This is a genomic window from Metapseudomonas otitidis (assembly GCF_900111835.1).
In the GTDB taxonomy this organism is placed as follows: Bacteria; Pseudomonadota; Gammaproteobacteria; order Pseudomonadales; family Pseudomonadaceae; genus Metapseudomonas; species Metapseudomonas otitidis.
On sequence record NZ_FOJP01000034.1, the window covers coordinates 1 to 22,018 of the forward strand.

A 22,018-nucleotide genomic window follows, 5' to 3' on the forward strand; every position below is an offset into this window, starting at 1 on the left:
ACTGATCCAGACGGCGGTGCTCGCCATCCGCAACCGCATGACGGTGCAGGAACTGGCCGACCAGTTGTTCCCCTACCTGACAATGGTCGAGGGGTTGAAGCTTGCGGCGCAGACCTTCAACAAGGACGTGAAGCAGCTTTCCTGCTGCGCTGGATAAAAAAAGGAGGTTTTCAATGAGCGCCTACACCGTGTCCCGGCTGGCCCTTGATGCCGGGGTGAGCGTGCATATCGTGCGCGACTACCTGCTGCGCGGATTGCTGCGTCCGGTGGCGTGCACCCCGGGCGGCTATGGCCTGTTCGATGATGCCGCCTTGCAACGGCTGTGCTTCGTGCGGGCGGCCTTCGAGGCGGGCATCGGCCTGGACGCGCTGGCGCGGCTGTGCCGGGCGCTGGATGCTGCGGACGGCGATGAAGCGGCCGCGCAGCTTGCCGTTCTGCGCCAGTTCGTCGAGCGTCGGCGCGAAGCGTTGGCCGATCTGGAGGTGCAGTTGGCCACCATGCCGACCGAGCCGGCACAGCACGCGGAGAGTCTGCCATGAACAGCCCCGAGCGCTTGCCGTCCGAGACGCACAAACCGATCACCGGCTACCTGTGGGGCGCGCTGGCCGTGCTCACCTGTCCCTGCCATTTGCCGATTCTCGCCATTGTGCTGGCCGGCACGACGGCCGGCGCGTTCATCGGAGAGTACTGGGGTATCGCAGCCCTCACGCTGACCGGTTTGTTCGTCCTGTCTGTGACACGACTGCTGCGGGCCTTCAAAGATCGATCATGAGCGCTTCCCATTGAGACAAACCACGCTGTCGCTACGTTGCCTCATGCCGGCATCAAATTCGGCTGAGTAGCTTCTCGCCATCTGGACGTAGCTCACCCTTGGGTGAAACATGCCGATACAGGGTCTGCCGCGTGACGCCAAGTTCCTGGCACAGGTCGCCGACCTTGGTCTCTGGCTGACCCATTGCCGCCATCGCCAGCCGCAGCTTGGCGGCGGTCATCTTGAACGGCCGGCCGCCTTTCCGCCCGCGCGCGCGGGCCGAGGCTAGGCCGGCAATCGTGCGCTCCGCGATCAACTCGCGCTCGAACTCGGCCAGGGCGGCGAAGATGCCAAAGACCAGCTTGCCGGCGGCGGTCGTGGTGTCGATGGCCGCGCCGTGCCCGGTTAATACCTTCAAGCCGATGCCGCGCCCAGTCAGGTCGTGCACGGTGTTGATGAGATGTCGCAGGTCGCGTCCGAGCCGATCCAGTTTCCACACGACCAGTGTGTCGCCAGTTCGCAACGCCTTCAGGCAGCTCGTCAAGCCGGGCCGATCCTCGCGCATGCCGGATGCCTGGTCCTCGTAAAGATGTACTGGATCGACCCCGGCGGCAATCAGCGCGTCGCGCTGCAAATCGGTAGCCTGGGAGCCGTCCGCCTTCGATACCCGCATGTAGCCTATCAGCATGTCGTACCTGTCACATATACGTTCGATTATGTGACAGTGTGAGCCAGAAAGTTCTCGCCGTCAAAAACTGTCACTTAACCCGTCATTTAGTCTAAGACCTGCAAACGGCCATTCAGGCTCGTAATGTGACAAAAACTCCGGCGGGATGCCCTCCTTGGTGAACGTGGCGCGCAAACGTTCCAGGGATTCGGGGTCGCGTCGCCCGTAGGACGCCAGTGTGAACAGCAAGCGGGCCGTCTCCGGGTTGTGTCGCGCTTCAATGATGGCCTCATCGATGGCCTGGGCTGCTCGTTGCCAGTGGTTGATGGGTTCCGGCTTCGGCACCTTCGCCGGCAGGCCGTTGGTGAAACCAGTGTGCGGCTCCGTCTGAAACAGCGCGGCCTGTTCCCCGCGCGGGATCAGCGCCTTTGACTCGATCAGCGTGATGGCGGTGGCCGCCGCCTCCAGCATCTGCCACTGCACCGCCGGGGCCAGAATCTCGTAGGGACGCCACAGACTCTGCCCGGCGCGCAGCGGATGGCCGCAGCGCTCCCAGACATGGCGGATGCTCGCCGAGCAACTGCCGCAGTGCGAGAGCGGCGTGTTCAGCTCATCAAGCAGGGTGCGCAGCAGCCGGAACCACAAGCCGGCGTGGACACGCCGACGCGGCAGCTCCACAAAACCCGTCGTCAGCGCCTGCCAGGTGCGCCGGTCCATGCAGGCGATTGCGTCATCGGCAGGGCGCGGCGCAGCATCGGCGATTTCCCACTGAAGATACCGGCCGTGCATGCCCCAGTAGGACTCCAGCCAGCAGCCATGCTGCGGGCAGCTCAGCATCAAGGGGAGCTGCCAGACGAGTAGCACAGCTTGATTCGTTGGATCGTTCAGACACTGCGGACACGCCCGGCGAATCGTCTGGCTCGGTAGCCAGGCACGCCAGCGAGTGATGGACCGCACCTTGCGGGTGCGCTTGGGCAGGAGCACCGCGCATTGGAATGTATAGGTTTCCAAGGCTGCTGGTACCGAATCGTCGAGACTGTCGAGCAGCCACGGCACCCAGCCTGCAAGACTCATGCTGCGCAACCGCTCCAGCTCGACGCCACTGCGCTGGCAGAGCGCCGTCAGCAACGACAAGGATGGTGCGGTATCCAGGTCATCAAGTTGGCTGTGACCAAGATCGTGGGCCAGCAGCTCGTGCACGTCCATCTGGTAGCAGGCGGCGACCCGGTTGAGCCATGAGGACAGGGCTTCGCCTTCCTTGGGTGCCGGATGCAGCGGCCAGCGCGGCGCGGACTTCACATCAGTTCCCGCTCGAACTGTCGCCGCCGCTCACTGGGGCCGATGTAGTCGGCCATGCTGAGCGTGCGGTGGTTGATCGCTTCCTCGCCACTCTCCACGGCGGCGACGGCCGCCGCCACCAGCAGATGTGCAAGCTCGCCGATGGTGCCTTCGCTCCGGGTGAGCAGGTAGCGGGCCATGTCCAGCGTGGCAATCGGGGATGGCCGCCGTAGCGGGAGTGACGCCGCGAAGCTGGCCAGCAGCGAGCAGCAGTCCTCATTGGCCTCCCACGGCGGCAGCAGCATCGGCTCGAAGCGGTTTTCCAACTGATCGTCCGAACGGATGGCCAGGTACGCCTCGCGCGTGCCGACCCCGACCAGGGGGATACGCAGCTCGTTGCCGAGGAAGCGCAGCAGGTTGAGGAACTCGCGCCGGTTAACGCTGTTGCCAGCCAGTACATTGTGCAGTTCGTCGATCACCAGCATGCGCACGCCGACCTTGCGCAGCAGGGCCAGCGCCAGTTGCTCCATTTCCGGCAGCCGTGGGCGCGGGCGCAGCGGCGCGCCCATCGCAGCCAGCAGCGCGACATAGAAGCGGATCACCGATGGCTCTGACGGCATCTGCACGACCAGCACCGGGATATGTTCTTGGTCAGCGTCGGTGCCGACCGGGTGCGCCCGCCGGAATTTCTCGACGATCATCGACTTGCCGTTGTTGGTGGGGCCGACCAGCAGCAGGTTTGGCATGCGTTGCTTGTTCGGCCACGCATACAGAGTTTCCAGCCGGTTCAGCGCCTCGACCGCGCGCGGGTAGCCGATCCAGCGGTCGGCGCGAATGCGCTGGATGCGCTCGTCTGCCGGCAGCCTGGCCAAACCCTGTGCCGCTGGCAGCAGGTGGGACAGGTCAATGACGGGATATTCGTCCACGGCTACCACTCCTCGATCTGATCGAACGGTTTGGCCGGCGGCAGGTTGTCTGCCTGCGGGTCAGCCATGTCCACATCCGGCGGTATGGGCTTGGCCGGTGGCTCCGACGTCTTGAGGTGCTGGCGGCGATCAGCGTCGCGCCGCGCCTTGCGCGTGGCCTTCTGGGCGGTGGTCACGATCTCGCGCATCTGCCCGATCATGCGGAACAGCGCCGACTCGTCCACCTGCTCGCGCCCGAGCTGACGCAATTTGGCCAGCGCCTGGCGTTGTTCCCAGAGGGTGACGGCCGGATGGGACAAGGTGCGGTAGTGGATCTCCAGATAGTGCTGACCTTCCGGTTCCAGTACCCAGATGCGGCTGATGTCGCGCGGATCGCGCCGGATCAGGAAGGCGGGCAAGCGCTCGCGCCGGGCAATCCACGGCTTGAGGGCGTCGGCGTAGTAGTGGATGTGGTCGATGACAAAGCCGGTGCGGGTCAGGGTGCGGCGGATCACCGGCAGGAAATCGACCAAAAACGCGGTGGGGCGGGTAACGACGGCCGGGACGCCAACGCGCTCCACGGCCTCGGCCCAGCGCGCGGCCGGCGGCTGGAGCAGGCCGTTGTGCACGGAGCCGTGATAGGTGCCTACCGCCAACGCGAGCCAGCGCTCCAGCTCGCGCAGCGTCAGGGTGGCCATCTTCTCGGAATCGTACTCGCCGCGCTGGCCGGGATTGGAGAAGGTCGTCCCCGGTAATTCGTCGTGGATCATCTGCATCGCCGTGCCGATGATCCGTTCCACGATGCCGCCGTAGTGCGGCTGGCCTGGTGGGCGATAGTCCAGCCGGATGCCATGCTGTTCGCAGCCACGGCGCAGCGCTTCGCTTTTGAACTCGGCCGCGTTGTCCAGATAGAGCAGCCTGGGCTTGCCGCTCATCGGCCAGTCCATTTCCACATTCAGCCCTTCCAGCCAGGGCCGCTTGTCGCAGGCGGCATGCGCGAGGCATAGGCCGACCGAGACGGCGGACGGCGCTTCCAGCGTGACCACCATGCCGAGTACGCAGCGCGTGAACACGTCGATGGCGAGGGTCAAATATGGGCGGCCAATCGGTTGCCGGTCGCGCTCGTCGACCACGATCAGGTCGATGACGGTGTGGTCGATCTGCACCTGTTCCAGCGGCATGGTGACTTCGGGCGGAATGCCACCCGCGCCTTGCAAGGGACGGGCAGCGTCCTGCCCGCCCCGGCTGCGGGCTATTTTCGCCGGGTGTAGTCCGGCAATCCGCTGGGCCACGGTGTTGCGCGCCGGCACCGGCAGCTTCTGGGTTTTGCACGCCTGCGCGACTTCGCGGTGGAACGCCGCCAGGCTGCGTTTCTGCTTGGTCAGGAAGCGCTTTTGCAGCAGCTCGCGGATGATGCGCTCGACCGGTTCCGGCAAGCGCCCCTTGCCTTTGCCGCCGCCGGATCGGCCGGGCGTCAGGTCTGTTACCAGGCCAGTACCCTGCCGGGCGCGACGGATCAGGACATATACCTGTCGCCGGGACAGGCCCAGCGCTTGGGCTGCCTCATCGGCGGCTTCATGCCCGACCACCTCAAGCGCTGCCAGTGGCCCGATGATTTCCGTCCGGTGCCGGGCTTGCGCCCATGCCTCGTCGGGCAGGGTGGCCACGCCTTGCGCGGCAATCGGTGGAGTGTCTGATGTCATGCCCAAACCTCGCTTTGGTGCACACGAGTATTGAGCATAGTCGAGATTGGTGCAGACGACTCCTGATATTGGGCTGTCAGGAGCCGTATGCACACCAGGCGTTACATCCAGTCAGATGGTGCGGTCGTCTTCTGAAAACGACAGCCATTCCTGACATCCAGTTAGGGTATAGCCTAGATTGACATGCGCGATGCAACCCTTAACTTGCTTGCACCTATCGTTTCCATGCTAGCTTTATCGTAACGCTAAAGAAATTGGGCTTAATGCCGAATACAATAAAATAAAACAGCCAACCCTTGAGGCTCTTATGCGCCAGAATTTACCAGTGACGGGTCGAAACTTAGAACTCCCAAAAGATACCAATATTCTTTCGACTACCTCCCCTCAAAGCCATATCACGTACATTAATCCTGACTTCATTAAAATCAGTGGTTTCACTGAGGAAGAACTATTAGGCCAGCCTCACAACATCGTAAGACACCCAGATATGCCGCCTGCTGCATTTGAGCATATGTGGAGTACATTAAAATCTGGCCGCTCATGGATGGGGCTAATAAAAAATCGCTGTAAAAATGGCGACCACTATTGGGTAAGTGCTTATGTAACGCCAATAGCTAAGAATGGTTCGATTGTTGAATACCAGTCTGTAAGGACCAAGCCTGAACCTGAGCAGGTTTTGGCTGCGGAAAAATTATATGCTCAATTGAGAAGCGGGAAGGCCGCGAGGCCGAAATGGGCTGCTAGCTTTTCCGTGAAAATACTCTTGCTCATATGGGGTAGTATTATATCAAGCGCAATGGCTGCCGGCATGCTTACTGATACATCAATAAGCAGCTTATTGTTAGCTACTTTAATGTCAGGAAGCTTAAGCTCTGTTAGTGTTTTGGCTATTCTCTCTCCTCTTGGAAGACTGGTTGAAAGAGCCAGGAATATTTCCAATAACCCATTAAGTCAATCCCTCTACACTGGGCGCACCGATGAGTTTGGCCAAATAGAGTTTGCTTTACGAATGATGCAAGCTGAAACAGGCAGCGTAGTAGGTCGCATAGGTGATGCATCAAATCGGCTTAGCGAACACACCCAAAGCCTACTAAAGGATATTGAGTCAAGCAATGTACTTACAGTTGAGCAGCAGGCAGAGACAGATCAAATAGCAACGGCAGTAAACCAAATGGCGGCAAGCATTCAAGAGGTTGCGAGCAATGCACAGCATGCTGCAGATGCGGCCGGAAGAGCAGACACTGAGACGGCATCTGGCCAGCGTCTGGTAGCCCACACAAGCCAGTCAATCATTGCCCTTGAAGGTGAAATTAGGCAAGCCGCTCAGGTTATTCATGAGCTTGAAGGTCAAAGTAACGAGATATCAAAAGTTCTTGACGTTATACGAGGGATCGCCGAGCAAACGAATTTGTTGGCACTCAACGCAGCAATTGAGGCCGCGCGTGCTGGTGAGCAGGGGCGTGGTTTTGCTGTTGTCGCCGATGAGGTTCGCAGTCTTGCTGCTCGCACCCAGCAATCGACAACGGATATTCAAAGCATGATCAGCGCTCTACAAGAGCGAGCGCAATCCGCTGTTACAGTCATGGAGCAAAGTAGTCGGCAAGCGCACACGAGTGTAGCTCACGCAGAGGAAGCAGCTACAGCTCTTGATGGAATTGGCCAACGTGTTAACGAAATTACCGACATGAACGCGCAAATAGCGACTGCGGTCGAGCAGCAGGGAGCAGTAAGTGAAGACATCAACCGCAGTATTAACAATATACGCGATGCTGCTGATACCAATGTACAGACCGGGCAGAATAATTTGCAAAGTGCGAAATCTGTCGCTCAGTTAACTAGCGCTCTGAGCGAACTGGCAAAACAGTTTTGGGAAAAACGAGGATAACGCTTTTCAGTATCTCGACAGGGATAACTTACTTTATCATCGGTTATCCCTTTTAGCCGCACAAATTTTAGCCATGGCTTTTCAGGAAGTCAGGGCTATCAGAATGGCCTTAGAAAGCCTAGTCAAAGAGCTGTCACGAGAACACCGTTAGCTTAGCGTACGATTTTTTCCGAATTCTGCGGTTCCCCCATCAAGGAGCGTTCGCAGGTCGCCATCAATGAGGGCGAACCGAAGAGCAATCCCTGGGGCGGCCAACTGGTGGGTGGTCCGACCACAGCCAGTACCGGCAATAATGTGGACGACAATATGTCGTTCAGCCAGTTTGCCTGAGTGCGCCTGACGGCCGCCTGATGGCGGCCTTGCTGCGATGAACATGCACCGCAGGGCATATGCCCTGCCGGCGCATGCCATGGTCAGCGCAGGGTGTAGCCGTTGTCGACGATCAGGTCCTGCCCGTGGATGCCCCGTGCGCCCAGCGACAGCAGGTGCAGCATGGCGTCGGCGATCATGGCGGGTTCGAGAAATGCCCCATTCAACAAACGCTGTTCCACTGTCTTGGCCACCGCCGCCAGCGCGTCGTCGCTGAGTTGCAGGGTGCCCCAGATCGGTGTTGCCGTGGGCCCTGGCGATACCATGTTGACCCGGATGTCGTCGGCTGCCAGCTCGACGGCCAGGTTGCGCGCAAAGGCTTTCAGGGCCGCCTTGGAGGCAATGTAGGCGGCGAGGCCGGGAAAGGTTGCCTGCGAGAGAAAGGTGCCGGTGAACACGACCGAGGCTGGGCGGGCCAGGTGGGCTTTCAGGCTGGCCAGGGTATTGAGCGCGCCCGCGCCATTGACGGCCCATTGCCGCTCGAAGGCTGCGGCATCCAGGCCATCGGCCAACTGGGCGATCCCGGCATTGGGGGCCAGGTAGTGTATCGGGCCCAGGGTGTGCGCATACCGGGCCAGCCTGGCGAGGTCGTCGGCGCGGCTGATGTCGCCTTCAAGCCAGGTCAGTCGTTCTCCGTAGTGTTCCTGCAAAGCCCCCAGCTCACCCTGGTGACGGCTCATGGCCAACACCCTGGCCCCGGCCTGGAGCAGGCCGGTCGTCAACGCGTAACCGATGCCCGAGCTGGCACCGGTGACCACAGCCAGGCGATTGTCGAATTCGTTGTGCTGCATGGTTTGTCCTTGCATTCAGTGGGTGAGCACTGTGCTGAACACAAACCATGCCAGTATATAAGTTGTTTAAAAACAGTAGGTTGTGATTTTTGTTGTCGTTATGACCTGGAGTTTTTGTGGTCGCGGTGACTCATCGGTGGTCGCGATGACCCGGCCAGGCGAGCGCATTGCCTCCAGGCTCGTTCCGCATAGAATGCGCAGTGGGGACAATCGGTAAAATGTTCTGCACGGACGGATAAAACCACTGTGCGCATTCGCGGCAGGATAACAGCCATGCCAGGCGCCTTTGTGGCGTTCACGCGTTGAGGGCATCGAGGCGGAGGCGCATGGCGCGCTTCCCGTAACCAGGGGGCATGTACAGTGATCAAGCTATCGAAACGCCACGGGCACCATCTTTTTGCGTTGTTGCAGTCGGCCATTACCTGTGCGATTGCCTCGGCAATTGCCAGCCGTCCGCTGTTTCCCGTGGAACGGTTCATGGGGCACTGGTCGAAGGCCTGGGTGTTGTCCTGGCTGATGATGATTCCGGTGGTGCTGTTGATCGCGCCCTGGCTTCGGCGCCTGGTCAATTACCTGACCGACAGCGACAACCTCTGAGCCCACCGCGCAGCGATGGCATCGGCGGGCCTGAGTGAAAACGCCTACAGGGTGAAAAACGATGACGGCACTCGCGAGCGTTTCCGTACGCCGGGGCAAGCCTTCTCGCCTGGGGAACAGGTACGCATCGACGGCATTCGCCTTGTTCACTAGCAGCCCTGGCCCGAACGGCGCCCCGGCCATCATCCATGGGCGCCGTTCGCGCGGACAGCTTCAATCGAGCAGCCAGTCGCTCATCTCGCCCAGGTCACGTACTTCACGGGTCGGGGTGGCGCCCAATTCATCGAACACGGCCCCCTGACGATTGACCCAGCACACCGGAAAGCCGAAGTGCCGGGCGCCGGTCGCATCCCAACTGTTGGACGAGACGAACAGCAGCCTGTCCCTGGGGATGGCCATGGTTTGTTCGGCCAGGCTGTAGACGCGGTTGTCCGGCTTGAACACCTTGACCGTTTCGACACTGATCAGGTGGTCGAATGCCCAGCCCATGTCCGAGTGGCTGACGACCTGCTCGATGGAGTGGTGCGAGCCGTTGGAGGCGATGGCCATGGGCAGGCCGCTTGCTTTTAGCCGCCGCAAGGCCGCGGTCGTGTCCGGGTGGGGAGCCAGGTGCAGGTAGGCCTGGCCGAGCTGCCGCAGAGTGGTTTCATCCGTGGCGAGCCCCAGGTGCTTGCAGGTGTAGCGCAGGGCTTCTTCGGTTCGTTGCTCGAAGCTGGCATAGCGGCCCATGAGGCTGCTCAGCCAGGTGTATTCGAGCTGCTTCTGTCGCCACAGGCGGGAGATGGCCTCACCCTGGCCCGGGTAGGCGCTTTCGCAGGCCTGGACGACGGAGTGCACGTCGTACAACGTGCCGTAGAGATCAAAAACGATGCCTTCAATGGGTTGCATGCCACACCTCTCTGGGGATCGTGTCCGGGGGTCAGCGTGCGCTGGGCACGCTGACCCGGTGAGGCTTACGCCGGGTAGTTGGAGGGGAACAGCGCGCGGCGCATCTGCTCGTCGAGGTCTTTCTTGAAGGCGTGGTCCTTGCCCACTTCACGGGCACGGGCCGCCGCCGGGCGCGCATCGATGGCCTGGAACCAGCGCTGGATGTTGGGGTAGGCGGCCAGCGGGTCGCTTTCGCCCTTGAGCACGCGCGAGGCACGGTCGATCCAGCCCCAGGCTGAGATGTCCGCCAGGGTGTAGCTGTCGCCCACGATGTAGTCGCGCCCGGCGAGGTGCTCATCCAGCACCTGGTAGTGCCGTTCGGCTTCGCGCCGGTAACGGTTGATTGCATAGGGGATGCTCTCCGGCGCGGCATACTGGAAGTGCACGGCCTGGCCGGAGAACGGCCCGATACCCGTGGCGATGAACATCAGCCACGACAGCAGTTCGGGTTTGTCGGTCGGCGCGCCCATGAGCTGCCCGGTCTTTTCGCCGAGGTAGAGCAGGATGGCGGTCGAATCGAACACCCGTGCCTCGCGGCCACCGGGGCCTTCGCTGTCGACGATGGCCGGGACCTTGCCATTGGGGTTGATGGCCCGGAACTGCGCGGTGTGCTGTTCGCCCTTGCCGGTATCGAGAGGAACCAGCTGGTAGGGCAGCCCGGTTTCTTCCAGAAACAGGGCGACCTTGGCCGGGTTGGGCGTGGGGTGGTAGTAGAAATGAATCATGCGGGTGGGGTCCTGTCTTGTGTTTTAGATCGTTCGATCTAGAATAGGGCCGTCTACAGAAAAAGGGCAACACCTGTGTTGGCCTGGCAATGGGAGTACGGATGGCTCGGCCAAGAGAGTTCGATGAGAGGGCGGTGCTCGATGCAGCCGTTCAATGTTTCTGGGCCCGTGGCTATGAGGCCACTTCGGTGCGTGACCTGGCCCAGGGCATGGGGCTGACCAGTGCCAGCCTGTACAACGCTTTTGGCGACAAGCGCTCGCTGTATCGCCGTGCGCTGGACCATTACGTCGAAGAGGGTTTTGCCGACCGGGTGCGGCGATTCGAAGGCGTCCTGCCGCCGCGCCAGGCCATCGAGGCGTTCTTCGACGAGATACTCGAACGCTCGCTCAACGACCCCCAGCACAAGGGTTGCATGCTGGTGAATTCCGCCCTTGAGGCCTCACCGGACGACCCCGACTTCCAGCGCGCCGTGGCTGCTGTCCTGATACAGATCGAGGCCTTTTTCCGGCGCTGCGTGCTGGCCGGCCAGCACAGCGGCGCCATTACCTGCGCGCAGCCGGCGGACGATCTGGCGCGCCTGCTGCTGGGCATTCTCCTGGGCGTTCGCGTCCTGGCCCGAACGCGGCCGGAGCGTGAACTGCTCGAAGGCATGGTACGGCCAGCGCTGACCCTGCTTGACAGTCACTTGAACCTTCACGGGGACCACCAACGATGATCGAGCTCTACTACTGGCCAACACCCAACGGCCACAAGATCACCCTGTTTCTGGAAGAGGCCGGCCTGGACTACCGCATCCACCCGGTGGATATCAGCGCGGGCGACCAGTTCAAGCCCGATTTCCTCGCGTTCTCGCCGAACAACCGCATGCCCGCCATCATCGACACTGCGCCGGCCGATGGCGGGGAAGCAGTGACGGTGTTCGAATCCGGCGCCATCCTGCTGTACCTGGCGGAAAAAACCGGGTTGTTCCTGCCCACCGACCTGCGTGGCCGCAAGACGGTGACGGAATGGCTGTTCTGGCAAATGGGCGGGCTTGGGCCGATGGCCGGGCAGAACCATCATTTCGGGATCTATGCACCGGAAAAGATCCCCTACGCGATCAACCGCTACGTCAACGAAACCAACCGCCTCTATGGCGTGCTGGATCGTCGCCTGGCGGACAGCACCTTCGTTGCCGGCGAGCAGTACAGCATTGCCGACATGGCGTGCTACCCCTGGATCGTGCCGTGGAAGAACCAGCAGCAGAACCTCGACGACTTCCCCCATGTGCGCCGCTGGTTCGAGGCCATCGCCCAGCGCCCGGCCACGGTCAGGGCCTACGCCAGGGGTGAGCCGTTCTCCAGCCGCCCGACGGTGACCGAGGCGGGCAAGAAGATCCTCTTCGGGCAGACGGCGGGCAATGTACCGGCCGGGCAATGAGCCCCTGAGCCTGCCGTACCTGCCGTAATAGCCTTGATGCATTCAGCCGTGGGCCTCGGTTCCTGCCCCTCTCTCATAAACGGTAGAGGGGCACGGAGCGCCCACGACCTGAAGCGCACAGCATTGCCTGCGCCAGTCGCATTCAGCGAATGCGCAGCAGCCTGTCCAGCGACCACGCCCCGGCGCCCCGGCCGATGATGACCAGCAGCAATCCGGCCCAGGACAGGTGCGTTGGCCAGGCATCGGGGTAGACGAATACCTGGATGACCGCAGTCATGCCCAGCAGCGCCAGGGCAGACAGGCGCGAGAACAGGCCGACGATCAGCAGCAGCGGAAACACATGCTCGGCATAGGTCGCCAGGTGGGCGGCCAGGTGCGGTGACAGCAGCGGCAGGGCGTATTCGCTACGAAACAGCTCATAGGTACCGGGGGTGATGGTCAACAGCCCCTCGACCTTGGTGCGCCCCGAGAGAAAGAAGATCGCCGCAACGCTGATGCGCGCCACCAGGCTGAGCGTCGAGTCGCTGATCAGGCGCTGAAGCAGGTCGCACACCTGGTCCCAGCGTTGACGCACTGTGGCGCGGCTGTTGTTGGACGACGGCTGGGTGATATCCATGGCTATTTCCTTCATGCAAGAACAAGGGGAGAGAACACACGGGCACCCAGCAAGCGGCTGAGCAGGTCGGTAAAGTCCAGGTCGCCTTGCCGCTGCAAGGCCAGGGCCGAGGCCCGCTCCAGATCGTGTCCGGCAGCGCAGGCGTCCAGAAACACGCAGCCAGCGGGTTCGAGCGCGTGCCAGGTGACGCCATCGCAATGGCCCACCAGCAAAGCGCCTTCGCCCTGCCAGGGCAGGTTGTCAGGCAGGTCCACCCCTTCGCGGTTGCAGCGCCAGAGGCTGTAGATCGGTTGCTCGTCGAACCACCGCCAGCGTGCGCTGGCGCGCGGGCGCAGGTGACAGGTTGCCAGTGCCTCGGGCGACACGCCGGCCAGGCTGGCAAGTTCCAGCGCGGGCTCCTGCACGGCACAGAAGGCCTCTATCCACAGGTAGTCGAGTTGGGCCACCGGGCCCAGGTAGGGCAGCTCCCGGGCCGGCTCGAAGGCCGCGAGAAACGCGGGAAAGTCCGCCCCGTAGAAGATCAGGCGGGCATCGCTTGGTGCGCAGGCGTTGGCATGAACGACCGCCGCCGCGCGCAGCCAGTCACGGCCGACCAGGCGTTCGACGCTGGGGAAGTTGTCACACAGCGCCTCGACGCAGCCCTTGAGTACGGTATTGCGGTACACCTGAAAGCCGGGTTGCGCGGTGAGGGCGGACAGTTCCGGGGCGGCACGTACCTGCAAGGCCTCGATGAAGGCGTCCTGGAAGTGTTCGAGACGTCTGATCATTGCGTCGCTCCCAGTCGGTCGAGCATGGCCTGGGCGTGCGCGCGTTCGCCGAGCAATGCCGTGAACGCGGGTACGTTGTCATCGCGCTCGATCAGCGTCGGGCGCGGGCCGATGCGCTGGATCAAGCGCTGATACAGGGCCCAGACCGGGTCAGCGACCGGGGCGTCGTGGGAGTCGATGAGCAACGCACCGCCGGCGTCATGGCTGTGCCCCGCCAGATGAATCTCCGCGACGGCCTGGCCCGGGAAGCGATCGATGTAGGCGGCCGGATCAAAATCGATGTTGTGCGCGCTGACGTGCACGTTGTTGATGTCGAGCAGCAGGGCGCAACCAGTGCGCTGCGTCAGCTCGGTGAGAAAGTCGATTTCATCCCAGTCGTGGCCGTCCAGGTGCAGGTAATGGCTGGGATTTTCGATGGCAATGCTGCGCCCCAGGGCATCCTGGGTACGCTGTATGTTGTCTGCGATGCGTACCAGGGCCTCGTGGCTGCGCGGGAATGGCAACAGGTCCGGGTAATAGTGATTGCGCCAGGTGGACCAGGCGAGGTGTTCGGATACCAGCGCCGGTCGCACGTGGTCTGCCAGCCTGCGCAGGCGCTGGAGGTGCGTCGGGTCGGGGGCGGCGTCCGCCGCCAGGGACAGGGAGACCCCGTGCAGCGACAGCGGATGCCGTTCGCCCACCGCTTCCAGGTGGGCCAGGCGAGCACCGCCAACCATGTAGTTCTCTGGGTGGACCTCAAACCACAGCCCGGCTGCGCTGCAGTCCCGGGCGGCGTCGTAGTGCTCGGCCTTCAAACCAAGGCCGGCACCCAGTGGCATAGGAGCGTGCATGATCGGCGGCGCCTGCGCTCAGGACTTGATCGGCGTGAGCGAGCCCATGCCCTTGGGGGTCTTGATCGAGGTGCAGGTGCCTGCCGGGACGTTCTTCCAGGCATTGCCCTGGTAGTCGACCTTGGAGGTGCCGGCGCAGCTGGTGCCGGCACCGGCGGCGCAGTCGTTCTTGCCGGCCAGGGAGACGCCGTAGCATTTTTCCACGCTTGGCGTGGCCTGGTTGTCGGCCATGGCGGTGGATGCAATGGAGGCGAGGGCGAGTGCGGCGGTAGCGAGGGCGAAGCTTTTCATGGTGTATCTCCGTGAGAGGCTCAATGGCCGCCAGCGCAACGTGACGGTCCGACCAGTAATTCGCTCTGGCGGCGCACTTGGTTACAGCACATCGAATATTTCCTTCGACGTGCTCACGCTCGCCGCCTTGACGCCTGCCCATGCCCCGGGGGCGCAACCACCTGGTGCTACAGCGCGGGAAAATTCACCCAGGCTGTAACCGTTACCCCCTTGGCAGCGAACTACCTCCACAGGGCCTGGCCGGTGCCAACGGCACCGCGCTCGGCCGCACATGGCTTCGATGGCCGGGCGCCCGCTGGTGCCAAGGCCCGCTTGGCATCGGGTAGCAGAGGTAGTTGGACGATGAGGACTGACGAGCTGATTACCCTGCTGGCGACCGGTGTGCCGGCGGTCGACAAGCACCTGTTCGGCAAGCGCTTTGCCCTGGCGCTGGTGGTCAGTGTCCTGGGGGCCGCGTTGCTGATGACCCTGCTGTTCGGGGTACGTCCCGATCTGGCGCAGGTGGCTCGCTTGCCGCTTTTCTACGCCAAGCTGGCGTTGCCGGTCGCGTTGCTGCCGGGGGCGCTGTACCTGACGCGGCGCACCGCGTGTCCGGGCGGGCGGGTCGGCGGCGCCTGGGTCATGCTGTGCATACCGTTGCTGGTGCTGTGGTTGGCCAGTGCCTATACCCTGCTGGAGGCACCGCTGGCCGCCCGCTTGCCATTGACCCTGGGTAGAACCTGGAAGGGTTGCCCGTTCAAGATCCTGCTGCTCTCGCTCCCCGGTATCGTTGCCTTTTCCTGGGCGCTGCGCGGCCTGGCGCCCACCCGGCTGCCCCTGGCCGGGGCGGGTGCCGGTGCATTGGCCGGTACGCTGGCCACCCTGGTCTATTGCCTGCACTGCCCGGAAATGACCGTGCCGTTCTGGGGCGTCTGGTATGTGCTGGGCATGGCCCTGCCCACCGCATTGGGGGCGTTGCTGGGGCGTTGTGTGTTGCGCTGGTAGGGGCTGTCGGCTCAGGCCGGGCCACGGGCCGGGCTGAATTGCCGGGCCAGGCGGGCGAGCAGGTCGGTATCGGGTTGGGGCGCAAGGTCGTCCGCGCTGCCGGTTTGCCCGGTTGCACGCAGTGCCAGGGCAGCGTCCGGGGTGGGGCGAACCAACTCGTAGCCGCTGGCGCACGAAGGGCAGAAGACATGATCGCCCTCGACGTGAGCCTGCTGTAGGACCACGGTAGGGCCGCACATCGCGCAGCGACGCAGGGGAATGCCCGCGTCGGTATGCCCCATTACGGCGTCGAGCAGGCCCTCGTGCCCCAGTTCGATGAACAGGCGGCCATAGTGCGTATTGAACTGCGTGCCGAGGTTCTGACCGATGATGCCCAGCGCCCTGTCCAGCGGCATGCCCGGGCGGTAGGCGCGGGAGCTGGTCATGGCGTCGAAGGCGTCACAGATACCGGTAATGGCGGCCATCGTGGAAATATCCGCTGCGCCGAGCCCGTGGGGATAACCGCTGCCGTCTGGGGTTTCGTGGTGCGAGGCCACGGCATCCATCACCAGCGCGGCTATCGGATGGGTTTCGAGCATGCGCCGGCCGATTTCCGGGTGCGTGCGGATCACCGCGTATTCGTCATCGTTCAGCGGGCCGGGCTTTCTCAATATGGCATCCGGGATGCCGACCTTGCCCAGGTCGTGAACGAAACCACCCAGGGCAAGGCGCGCCACCTCCGCTGGTGCGAAGCCGCTTTTTTCGGCCAGCAGCGCACAGTATTGGGCAACGCGCCAGAGATGGCCGCCGGTGTAGGGATCGCGGGCTTCCACGACCCAGGCCAGCGTCAGCAGGCTGGACAGCAAGGCTTCGTCGATGACAGGGCGCGCGGGGCGCTTGCCCAGCAAGTGGAGAATGTTCATAGGCGTTCCTTGGTCGGGCCGTATGGTTTCAGTCGAATGCCTAGAACGTGAAGTGCCGTATCAGCTCGTTCAGTTCTGCGCCCAGGCTGGAGAGCTCCTGGCTGGCCGAGGCGATGCGAGCACCCGCCTTGGTCGAGTTTTCGGTGATGCTGCGCACGGTGGTGATGTTTTCGTTGATATGCTCGGAAAGCTGTGTCTGCCGGTCTGCGGCGACGACGATCTGTTGGTTGGCCGCCTGGATCGACGCCACCGACTCACGGATTTCCTCGAGTACATGCCCGGCGCTGTGCGCAAGCTGCACGCTGGTGTGGCTCATGCTTTCGCTGCGCTCCATCAGCGTGGTGGCTTCCTGGGTGCCGGTGTGCAGGGCATGGACCAGCGCTTCGATTTCCCGCGTGGAACTCTGGGTGCGCTGCGCCAGCGCCCGCACTTCATCGGCGACCACGGCGAACCCGCGCCCCGATTCACCGGCGCGGGCGGCTTCGATTGCGGCATTGAGCGCCAGCAGGTTGGTCTTGTCGGCGACGTCACGAATCACGTTGAGTACACCACTGATGCGCTCGCCATCATGGCGCAGGCGGGCCATGGCCTGGTTGCACACCTGCACATTGCTGGCCAGGGCTTCGAATTGCTCGACCGCTTCTCTGATGACCCGGTCGCCCTCGACGCTGCGGGCTTCGGTGGTGATCGCCAACTGTGAGGCCTGGCGCGCGTCCTCGGCCACATGCCGGGCGCTGGCGACCATTTCGCCCATGGCCGTCGCCACCTGTTCGGTCTGGTGGCGCTGGTCGCTGAGCCCGGCACTGCTGCGGGTCGCCACGCCCGACAGGTCGGTCGCCGATACCGTCAGGCGTTCGGTGCTCGCACCGATATGGCCTATGATCTGCCTGAGATGACGCGCCATTTCCCGCATGGCATCCATCAACTGACCCAGTTCATCGTGCAGGCGATGGTCCAGGTTGCCGGTGAGGTCCCCGGCGGCGATGTGCCGTGCCAGGGCCAGGGCCCGATGCAGTTGCGGCACGATCTGCCGGGTGATCAGCCAGGCGGCGCCGAGGCCCAGCAGCAATGCCAGTGCCTGGGCCACCAGCAGTTCGCCATGGGCGGAGCGCACATCGGTATCGCGCCCCTGCACCTGTTGCTGGTAGGCGATCGTGGCGAGTCGTTGCAGCTCCTCGGAGTGTGCGAGCAGGGTCTGCTTCACCGATTCGCTCTGGCTCACGCTGCTTTGCAACTCCTTTACCCGGTCCTGGTAGGCCAGCACGGCCCGCAACCCTTCCACCAGTTGCGCCTGCAGGGTGTCGTTGGGTAGCCGCTCCCACAGTTCATTGCCGCGATTGCGTATGCTGTCGGCGGTCTGGGCCACCCGCTGTTCGCCTTCGGCTGTGGGGCGGGCGATGTAGCTCTGGACCTGCTCGCGCAGCCGGGAAATGATGGTTTCGAGCTCAACGATCATGCGCGCCCGCTCGATGCTCTGCGGGTCGCCGCCCGGCAGCAGGTCAAACAGTGCCTGGCGGACATTGCCGAAGTGCTGCTCGATGGCCTCGATGGCGGGGAGCATGGCCTTTTCTGCGCTTGTCGCCTGGTGGCGTGCCGTTACCAGCTTGTCGAATGCTTGTTCGTAGTCTCCCGCCACGGCGCTGATGTGATCCAGGGTTTCGCTGGCCTCGGGGCCCAGGCTGGCGCGGATTTCATTCACCCGCGCACCCAGCTTCTCGACCTCGCGGGTGTAGGCCTGGGCAGCACTGCTCTGGCCATTGCGGTCGAATTCGTTTTCCTTGAGGCGAACCGCCGCGATCAGGGTGGCGAGAGAGGCACTCTCGACCAGCGCTTCGCTGCGGTCGGTCAATTGATTGATGCTGCGCAGGGCGATCCCGGACAGCGTGATCGATAGCAGTAGCACCGCGCCAAAGCCCAGGGTCAATTTGCCATGGACTGACTTACCGAAGAACCGACCCACTACGGCGAACATGCTGAACGCTCCCTGATCGTTGAAACGGCCTGGCGCGTTGCCTGTCGTATCGGCAAGGCGTCAGGGAATACACAACGTTGGTGCTTGCATCCCGCCGGGCTGCGGCCTGCATGGGCGCAGCGTGGTGACGGGCAGGCGGTGCTAAAGCGGTGCGCCGGCCACGCCACGCATCGGTGCCGTGCGGGCGTGGTCGGCAACCCCGTGGGTCAGGACTTGATCGGCGTGAGCGAACCCATGCCCTTGGGGGTCTTGATCGAGGTGCAGGTGCCTGCCGGGACGTTCTTCCAGGCATTGCCCTGGTAGTCGACCTTGGAGGTGCCGGCGCAACTGGTGCCGGCACCGGCGGCGCAGTCGTTCTTGCCGGCCAGGGACACGCCGTAGCATTTTTCCACGCTTGGCGTGGCCTGGTTGTCGGCCATGGCGGTGGATGCAATGGAGGCGAGGGCGAGTGCGGCGGTAGCGAGGGCGATGCTTTTCATGGCATATCTCCGTAATGGACTGGATGGCCGTCAGCTCGGTGTGACGGTCCGACAGGTAATTCGTCGTAGCAGTCGATACGGTTACAGCGCGGCAGAAAAATGTTGAGATTTCTTTCGGTGCACCTGCGCCGATTGAAACCTTTGGCGTTGCGGCCGATATGATGCAGTCTGGGCTCAATGAAAAATATCCACCTGCGGTGTAACTAAGGCGGCCAATGGAGCGAACTACAAGCTATGAGGTCATGGCCACGCGCGAAGAGCGCCTGCAGTCATTGCTTCTGGGTGGGTTGGCTGGCGACGAGGCCGCATACCGCGAATTCCTCACCGCGCTCAGTTCGCACCTGCGCGGTTTCCTTCGCCGACGCCTGGCGCAGCGCCCGGGAGAGGTCGAGGACCTGTTGCAAGAGGTACTGCTGGCCGTGCACAACGCAAGGCACACCTATCGCGCCGAACAGCCGCTGACCGTGTGGGTGCAGGCGATCGCCCGCTACAAGCTGGCCGATCACTTCCGTGCGTTCGCCCGCCGCGATGCGCTGTCCGATTCGCTGGACGAAGACATGTTCGAGGTGGAGGATAGCCGCCCGGCGGAGGCCCGGCGTGATCTGGGCAAGCTGTTACAGCACCTGCCCGAGCGTCAGCGTCTGCCCATCATTCATGTGAAACTGGAAGGCCGTTCGGTAGAGGAAACGGCTCAACTGACCGGTCTTTCCAGTTCTGCGGTCAAGGTAGGTATCCATCGCGGCCTGAAAGCGCTGGCGATGGTGATCAGAGGTAAACAGAGCCATGAAAACGGATGACCTGATTTCCATGCTTGCTGCGGGTGAGCCTGCAATGGACAGGCTGGCCATGGCCAAGCGTTTCGCCCTGGCACTGCTCGTCGGCGGTGTCGCGGCAGTTGTGCTGATGGCGTTGTATTTCGGGGTGCGGCCAGACCTGGCCGAAGTGGCGCGCACACCGGTGTTCTGGGCCAAGCTCGCCTTGCCCGGGAGTCTCGCCCTGGGCTCGTTGTGGCTTTCCACGCGCCTGGCTCGGCCGGGTGTCGAAGGCGGTGCGGCCTGGGCGTCGCTGTGTCTGCCCATCATCGTTGTGTGGCTGGCCGCGATAGCGGCCCTGTGGCAAGCACCGACCGAGGCACGCATGCCCATGCTGCTGGGCATAAGCTGGAAAGAATGCCCATTCAACATCGCGATGCTTTCCGTGCCGGGTTTTATCTCGGTGTTCTGGGCCTTGCGTGGCCTGGCCCCGACCCGTCTGCGCCTGGCAGGCGCAGGCGGCGGCCTGCTTGCCGGCTCCACCGCAACCCTGGCCTACTGCCTGCACTGCCCGGAAATGGAGGTACCGTTCTGGGGCGTCTGGTACCTGTCCGGCATGCTGCTGCCCGCCCTGTTCGGCGCTATCGTCGGCCCCTACCTGCTGCGCTGGTAACGAACCCGCCCGGCGCACACCTGCTGCCGGGCCAGGGCGCCGGGGCTGCGCAGGCGCGATGAACACGGCGGCAGGGCTTGAATGACGCCGCCCCTTGGGCTCACCCTTTGCACCTGCCAGAAACCACCACCCACCCGCAGGAACCCCGATGCAACCCACGCCTCCCCAGCTGATCCGCGAAACCTTCCCCGTCGGGCCTTTGCAGTGCAACTGCAAAGCCTGGCGTCATGCCGGGGCCTTAAAGTACAGCCTGTAAGCGTTAAATCCCTTTATTTCCCTGGGCTGCGTCGGCGCTCTCGATAATCGTCGATCACGCTGAATCATCATTATTCACAGCTTCAGTGTGACAAAAGTGTGCCATGGTGGTTGCGCGGATGACTGCCAATGATTAGTCTGAATACGAACGCGCCGGCGAGGTACGAGAAATGCCCTGGCCTGAGGCCCCCCACTATCTGTTAATGGTGTGGCAGCCGATGAAGGTTAGCAGGGTCCCTCGGCCCGGCACCGTGGCAGTAGTAAGCGGACGAGACTGTCACGGAAGAAAGGATGCCCTCTCTCGGGGGTAATCGCCTGATTGACACCAAGCTACCGGCATTGATGGGGCCGGAAAATAATCGGCGCGGTGCGGAGGAAAGCGTGGGCGACTGTGGGTACAACCCCGCGTCTGGATGATCGCATCCTGGAACTGAAGCAGCAGTTCCACTTGCTCAATCACCAGCGCTGCCGTGGACCCATCCAAACCTGACCTTCTGGTCGGGCGAGGATGAATCATGTCGCTCGAAAAGCTTCTCACCGTTACTGATCTCGCTGAGATCCTAGGCCGGTCTACCGGCACCATCAAAAACCAGCATTCAAAGAATCCCTCGCGCTTGCCTCCTGTTTGCCGCATTCCTGGTGCAGGCAGACTATTGTGGCGTCGTGCGGATGTTGAGAGTTGGCTGCAGCTGCATGTTGTTCAACTCGACTTAATTGACTCTGCTGGGCCTGTCGCAAAACGAAAGCCTGGTCGACCTCGGAAGTCCGAGCGAATGACTCAGCGAGGAGGCACTTATGCATAAGTGCCATAAGGTCACAAAGTCCAATAGCCTGATCGCAGCAAGCTATAGATTAACTCTCAATGAACATCGCCTAGTCTTGGCTGCTATTAGTCAGATTGATCCCAGAAAACCGTTACCTCGTCCTATTCGGGGTCATGCCGAGATAAAGGAAAATTAGGACATACGCGCTGCAACTGATTGTATTTAAATATCTTTCTAGCGTCGCTAAGTTACTCAGGATGGGCTTTATAGGATTTTATAGTCAATTATAGAATCGGCTCTGAACGCCTGATTGAAGTTATGCCGAGGTAAGGGGGGAATCAGGGGTATGCCGAGATGAGGCAAAAATTAGTGCATTCGTTCTGTAACTTGCTGTATTTAAACGAACAGAATGGAAGTCCTGCTCAAGCGAAGGCGCGCTTAGCGCAATGGCTTCAGCCTGATACCGCTGAGGATCAGTTCGGCCTGCTGCGAATTAAGTAGGCCGATCTGGAGTTGGCAAAGGCACCGGGGTGTCGGTATCAAGGCTCTGAGCCCAGGTCTCGACCAATGCGTGATCGATCACCAAACCCTCGCTCACGTCGGCTAATGCCTCGCGTGTTAGATCAGCGAGTCGTTGGTCGTCATTTGTTGAGTTGGCCATTCCGCGTCCATTTTGCCGTGCCCTGCTGCTAGCTTACGGGCGTTGGCTCTGAAT

Annotated in this window: 25 protein-coding genes and 1 pseudogene; 12 read left to right on the forward strand and 14 right to left on the reverse strand. The window is 62.4% G+C overall.

Translation table 11 applies throughout. The features are described 5' to 3' along the window. The 3 genes and pseudogenes from BM198_RS30860 to merE all read left to right on the forward strand — a co-directional run. Nucleotides 1-157 (forward strand): annotated as a pseudogene (locus BM198_RS30860) (mercury(II) reductase); the annotation flags it as partial. A gap of 16 nt (nt 158-173) precedes the next feature. After that, complete coding sequence (gene merD / locus BM198_RS28375; RefSeq protein WP_003465059.1) at nt 174-539, forward strand: mercury resistance co-regulator MerD; 366 nt, start codon at nt 174-176, stop codon at nt 537-539. After that, a complete protein-coding gene (gene merE / locus BM198_RS28380; RefSeq protein ID WP_001087809.1) occupies nt 536-772 on the forward strand; it encodes a broad-spectrum mercury transporter MerE in 237 nt (78 codons plus the stop codon). Before merD ends, merE begins: the two co-directional genes overlap by 4 nt. Nucleotides 773-824: 52 nt before the next feature. Here the strand turns inward: merE and BM198_RS28385 are convergent, their stop codons facing one another. From BM198_RS28385 to BM198_RS28400, 4 genes are read right to left on the reverse strand one after another with little or no spacing between them, the layout of a single operon-like run. After that, on the reverse strand, nt 825-1,439 hold the full coding sequence (locus tag BM198_RS28385; protein WP_000904941.1) for a recombinase family protein: 615 nt from the start codon (nt 1,437-1,439) through the stop codon (nt 825-827). A gap of 60 nt (nt 1,440-1,499) precedes the next feature. Further along, nucleotides 1,500-2,717 (reverse strand): TniQ family protein, encoded by a 1,218-nt coding sequence (locus BM198_RS28390; protein WP_054471483.1) that lies wholly within the window; start codon nt 2,715-2,717, stop codon nt 1,500-1,502. Beyond that, nucleotides 2,714-3,622 (reverse strand): TniB family NTP-binding protein, encoded by a 909-nt coding sequence (locus tag BM198_RS28395; protein ID WP_003465065.1) that lies wholly within the window; start codon nt 3,620-3,622, stop codon nt 2,714-2,716. The genes BM198_RS28390 and BM198_RS28395 overlap by 4 nt, the downstream gene beginning before the upstream one ends. Before the next feature lie 2 nt (nt 3,623-3,624). After that, the gene (locus tag BM198_RS28400) at nt 3,625-5,304 is read right to left on the reverse strand and encodes a Mu transposase C-terminal domain-containing protein (RefSeq protein ID WP_003465068.1); all 1,680 of its coding nucleotides are present in this window, start codon (nt 5,302-5,304) and stop codon (nt 3,625-3,627) included. Between the two features lie 307 nt (nt 5,305-5,611). On the opposite strand from BM198_RS28400, the gene BM198_RS28410 reads away from it, so the two are divergent. Next, entirely contained in the window at nt 5,612-7,189 is a 1,578-nt protein-coding gene (locus BM198_RS28410; RefSeq protein WP_054571999.1) for a methyl-accepting chemotaxis protein, read from the forward strand. 413 nt (nt 7,190-7,602) lie between these two features. Here the strand turns inward: BM198_RS28410 and BM198_RS28415 are convergent, their stop codons facing one another. Continuing rightward, the gene (locus tag BM198_RS28415; RefSeq protein WP_021703069.1) at nt 7,603-8,349 is read right to left on the reverse strand and encodes an SDR family NAD(P)-dependent oxidoreductase; all 747 of its coding nucleotides are present in this window, start codon (nt 8,347-8,349) and stop codon (nt 7,603-7,605) included. A gap of 360 nt (nt 8,350-8,709) precedes the next feature. Here BM198_RS28415 and BM198_RS28420 point away from each other — a divergent pair, with 360 nt between their 5' ends. Beyond that, on the forward strand, nt 8,710-8,946 hold the full coding sequence (locus BM198_RS28420; RefSeq protein ID WP_021703070.1) for a DUF2798 domain-containing protein: 237 nt from the start codon (nt 8,710-8,712) through the stop codon (nt 8,944-8,946). A gap of 213 nt (nt 8,947-9,159) precedes the next feature. On the opposite strand, the gene BM198_RS28425 is transcribed toward BM198_RS28420, so the two are convergent. Then, on the reverse strand, nt 9,160-9,834 hold the full coding sequence (locus BM198_RS28425) for a haloacid dehalogenase type II (RefSeq protein ID WP_021703071.1): 675 nt from the start codon (nt 9,832-9,834) through the stop codon (nt 9,160-9,162). 65 nt (nt 9,835-9,899) lie between these two features. Then, complete coding sequence (locus BM198_RS28430) at nt 9,900-10,598, reverse strand: glutathione S-transferase family protein (RefSeq protein ID WP_021703072.1); 699 nt, start codon at nt 10,596-10,598, stop codon at nt 9,900-9,902. A gap of 134 nt (nt 10,599-10,732) precedes the next feature. Between BM198_RS28430 and BM198_RS28435 the strand changes: the two genes are divergently transcribed. Continuing rightward, entirely contained in the window at nt 10,733-11,314 is a 582-nt protein-coding gene (locus BM198_RS28435) for a TetR/AcrR family transcriptional regulator (RefSeq protein ID WP_236081186.1), read from the forward strand. Continuing rightward, the gene (locus BM198_RS28440) at nt 11,311-12,018 is read left to right on the forward strand and encodes a glutathione binding-like protein (RefSeq protein ID WP_021703074.1); all 708 of its coding nucleotides are present in this window, start codon (nt 11,311-11,313) and stop codon (nt 12,016-12,018) included. The genes BM198_RS28435 and BM198_RS28440 overlap by 4 nt, the downstream gene beginning before the upstream one ends. Before the next feature lie 142 nt (nt 12,019-12,160). Here the strand turns inward: BM198_RS28440 and BM198_RS28445 are convergent, their stop codons facing one another. Genes BM198_RS28445 through BM198_RS28460 form a run of 4 tightly spaced genes read right to left on the reverse strand, consistent with a single transcriptional unit; the run spans nt 12,161 to nt 14,522 of the window. After that, a complete protein-coding gene (locus tag BM198_RS28445; protein WP_021703075.1) occupies nt 12,161-12,634 on the reverse strand; it encodes a DoxX family protein in 474 nt (157 codons plus the stop codon). 11 nt (nt 12,635-12,645) lie between these two features. Further along, the gene (locus BM198_RS28450) at nt 12,646-13,401 is read right to left on the reverse strand and encodes an HvfC/BufC N-terminal domain-containing protein (protein ID WP_021703076.1); all 756 of its coding nucleotides are present in this window, start codon (nt 13,399-13,401) and stop codon (nt 12,646-12,648) included. Continuing rightward, nucleotides 13,398-14,231 (reverse strand): MNIO family bufferin maturase, encoded by an 834-nt coding sequence (gene bufB / locus BM198_RS28455; RefSeq protein WP_021703077.1) that lies wholly within the window; start codon nt 14,229-14,231, stop codon nt 13,398-13,400. The genes BM198_RS28450 and bufB overlap by 4 nt, the downstream gene beginning before the upstream one ends. 18 nt (nt 14,232-14,249) lie before the next feature. Continuing rightward, on the reverse strand, nt 14,250-14,522 hold the full coding sequence (locus tag BM198_RS28460; RefSeq protein ID WP_021703078.1) for a BufA1 family periplasmic bufferin-type metallophore: 273 nt from the start codon (nt 14,520-14,522) through the stop codon (nt 14,250-14,252). Nucleotides 14,523-14,864: 342 nt separating this feature from the next. Here BM198_RS28460 and BM198_RS28465 point away from each other — a divergent pair, with 342 nt between their 5' ends. Further along, entirely contained in the window at nt 14,865-15,506 is a 642-nt protein-coding gene (locus tag BM198_RS28465) for a DUF1109 domain-containing protein (RefSeq protein WP_021703079.1), read from the forward strand. 11 nt (nt 15,507-15,517) lie between these two features. Here the strand turns inward: BM198_RS28465 and BM198_RS28470 are convergent, their stop codons facing one another. The 3 genes from BM198_RS28470 to BM198_RS28480 all read right to left on the reverse strand — a co-directional run bounded on the left by BM198_RS28470 (nt 15,518) and on the right by BM198_RS28480 (nt 18,859). After that, on the reverse strand, nt 15,518-16,408 hold the full coding sequence (locus BM198_RS28470; RefSeq protein WP_021703080.1) for an HD-GYP domain-containing protein: 891 nt from the start codon (nt 16,406-16,408) through the stop codon (nt 15,518-15,520). Between the two features lie 40 nt (nt 16,409-16,448). After that, nucleotides 16,449-18,380: a methyl-accepting chemotaxis protein gene (locus tag BM198_RS28475; protein WP_021703081.1), complete on the reverse strand. Its 1,932-nt coding sequence runs from the start codon at nt 18,378-18,380 to the stop codon at nt 16,449-16,451. 206 nt (nt 18,381-18,586) lie between these two features. Beyond that, nucleotides 18,587-18,859, reverse strand: coding sequence for a BufA1 family periplasmic bufferin-type metallophore (locus BM198_RS28480; protein ID WP_021703082.1), 273 nt, complete (start codon nt 18,857-18,859; stop codon nt 18,587-18,589). Between the two features lie 215 nt (nt 18,860-19,074). On the opposite strand from BM198_RS28480, the gene BM198_RS28485 reads away from it, so the two are divergent. The 4 genes from BM198_RS28485 to BM198_RS28500 all read left to right on the forward strand — a co-directional run bounded on the left by BM198_RS28485 (nt 19,075) and on the right by BM198_RS28500 (nt 21,499). After that, a complete protein-coding gene (locus BM198_RS28485) occupies nt 19,075-19,656 on the forward strand; it encodes a sigma-70 family RNA polymerase sigma factor (protein ID WP_034011917.1) in 582 nt (193 codons plus the stop codon). Further along, nucleotides 19,643-20,284, forward strand: coding sequence for a DUF1109 domain-containing protein (locus BM198_RS28490; RefSeq protein WP_021703084.1), 642 nt, complete (start codon nt 19,643-19,645; stop codon nt 20,282-20,284). The genes BM198_RS28485 and BM198_RS28490 overlap by 14 nt, the downstream gene beginning before the upstream one ends. A gap of 770 nt (nt 20,285-21,054) precedes the next feature. After that, on the forward strand, nt 21,055-21,342 hold the full coding sequence (locus tag BM198_RS30820; RefSeq protein ID WP_073656513.1) for a helix-turn-helix transcriptional regulator: 288 nt from the start codon (nt 21,055-21,057) through the stop codon (nt 21,340-21,342). Further along, nucleotides 21,335-21,499, forward strand: a complete 165-nt coding sequence (locus tag BM198_RS28500; RefSeq protein WP_079866864.1) for a replication initiation protein — start codon at nt 21,335-21,337, stop codon at nt 21,497-21,499. The genes BM198_RS30820 and BM198_RS28500 overlap by 8 nt, the downstream gene beginning before the upstream one ends. The last annotated feature ends 519 nt before the right edge of the window (nt 21,500-22,018 follow it).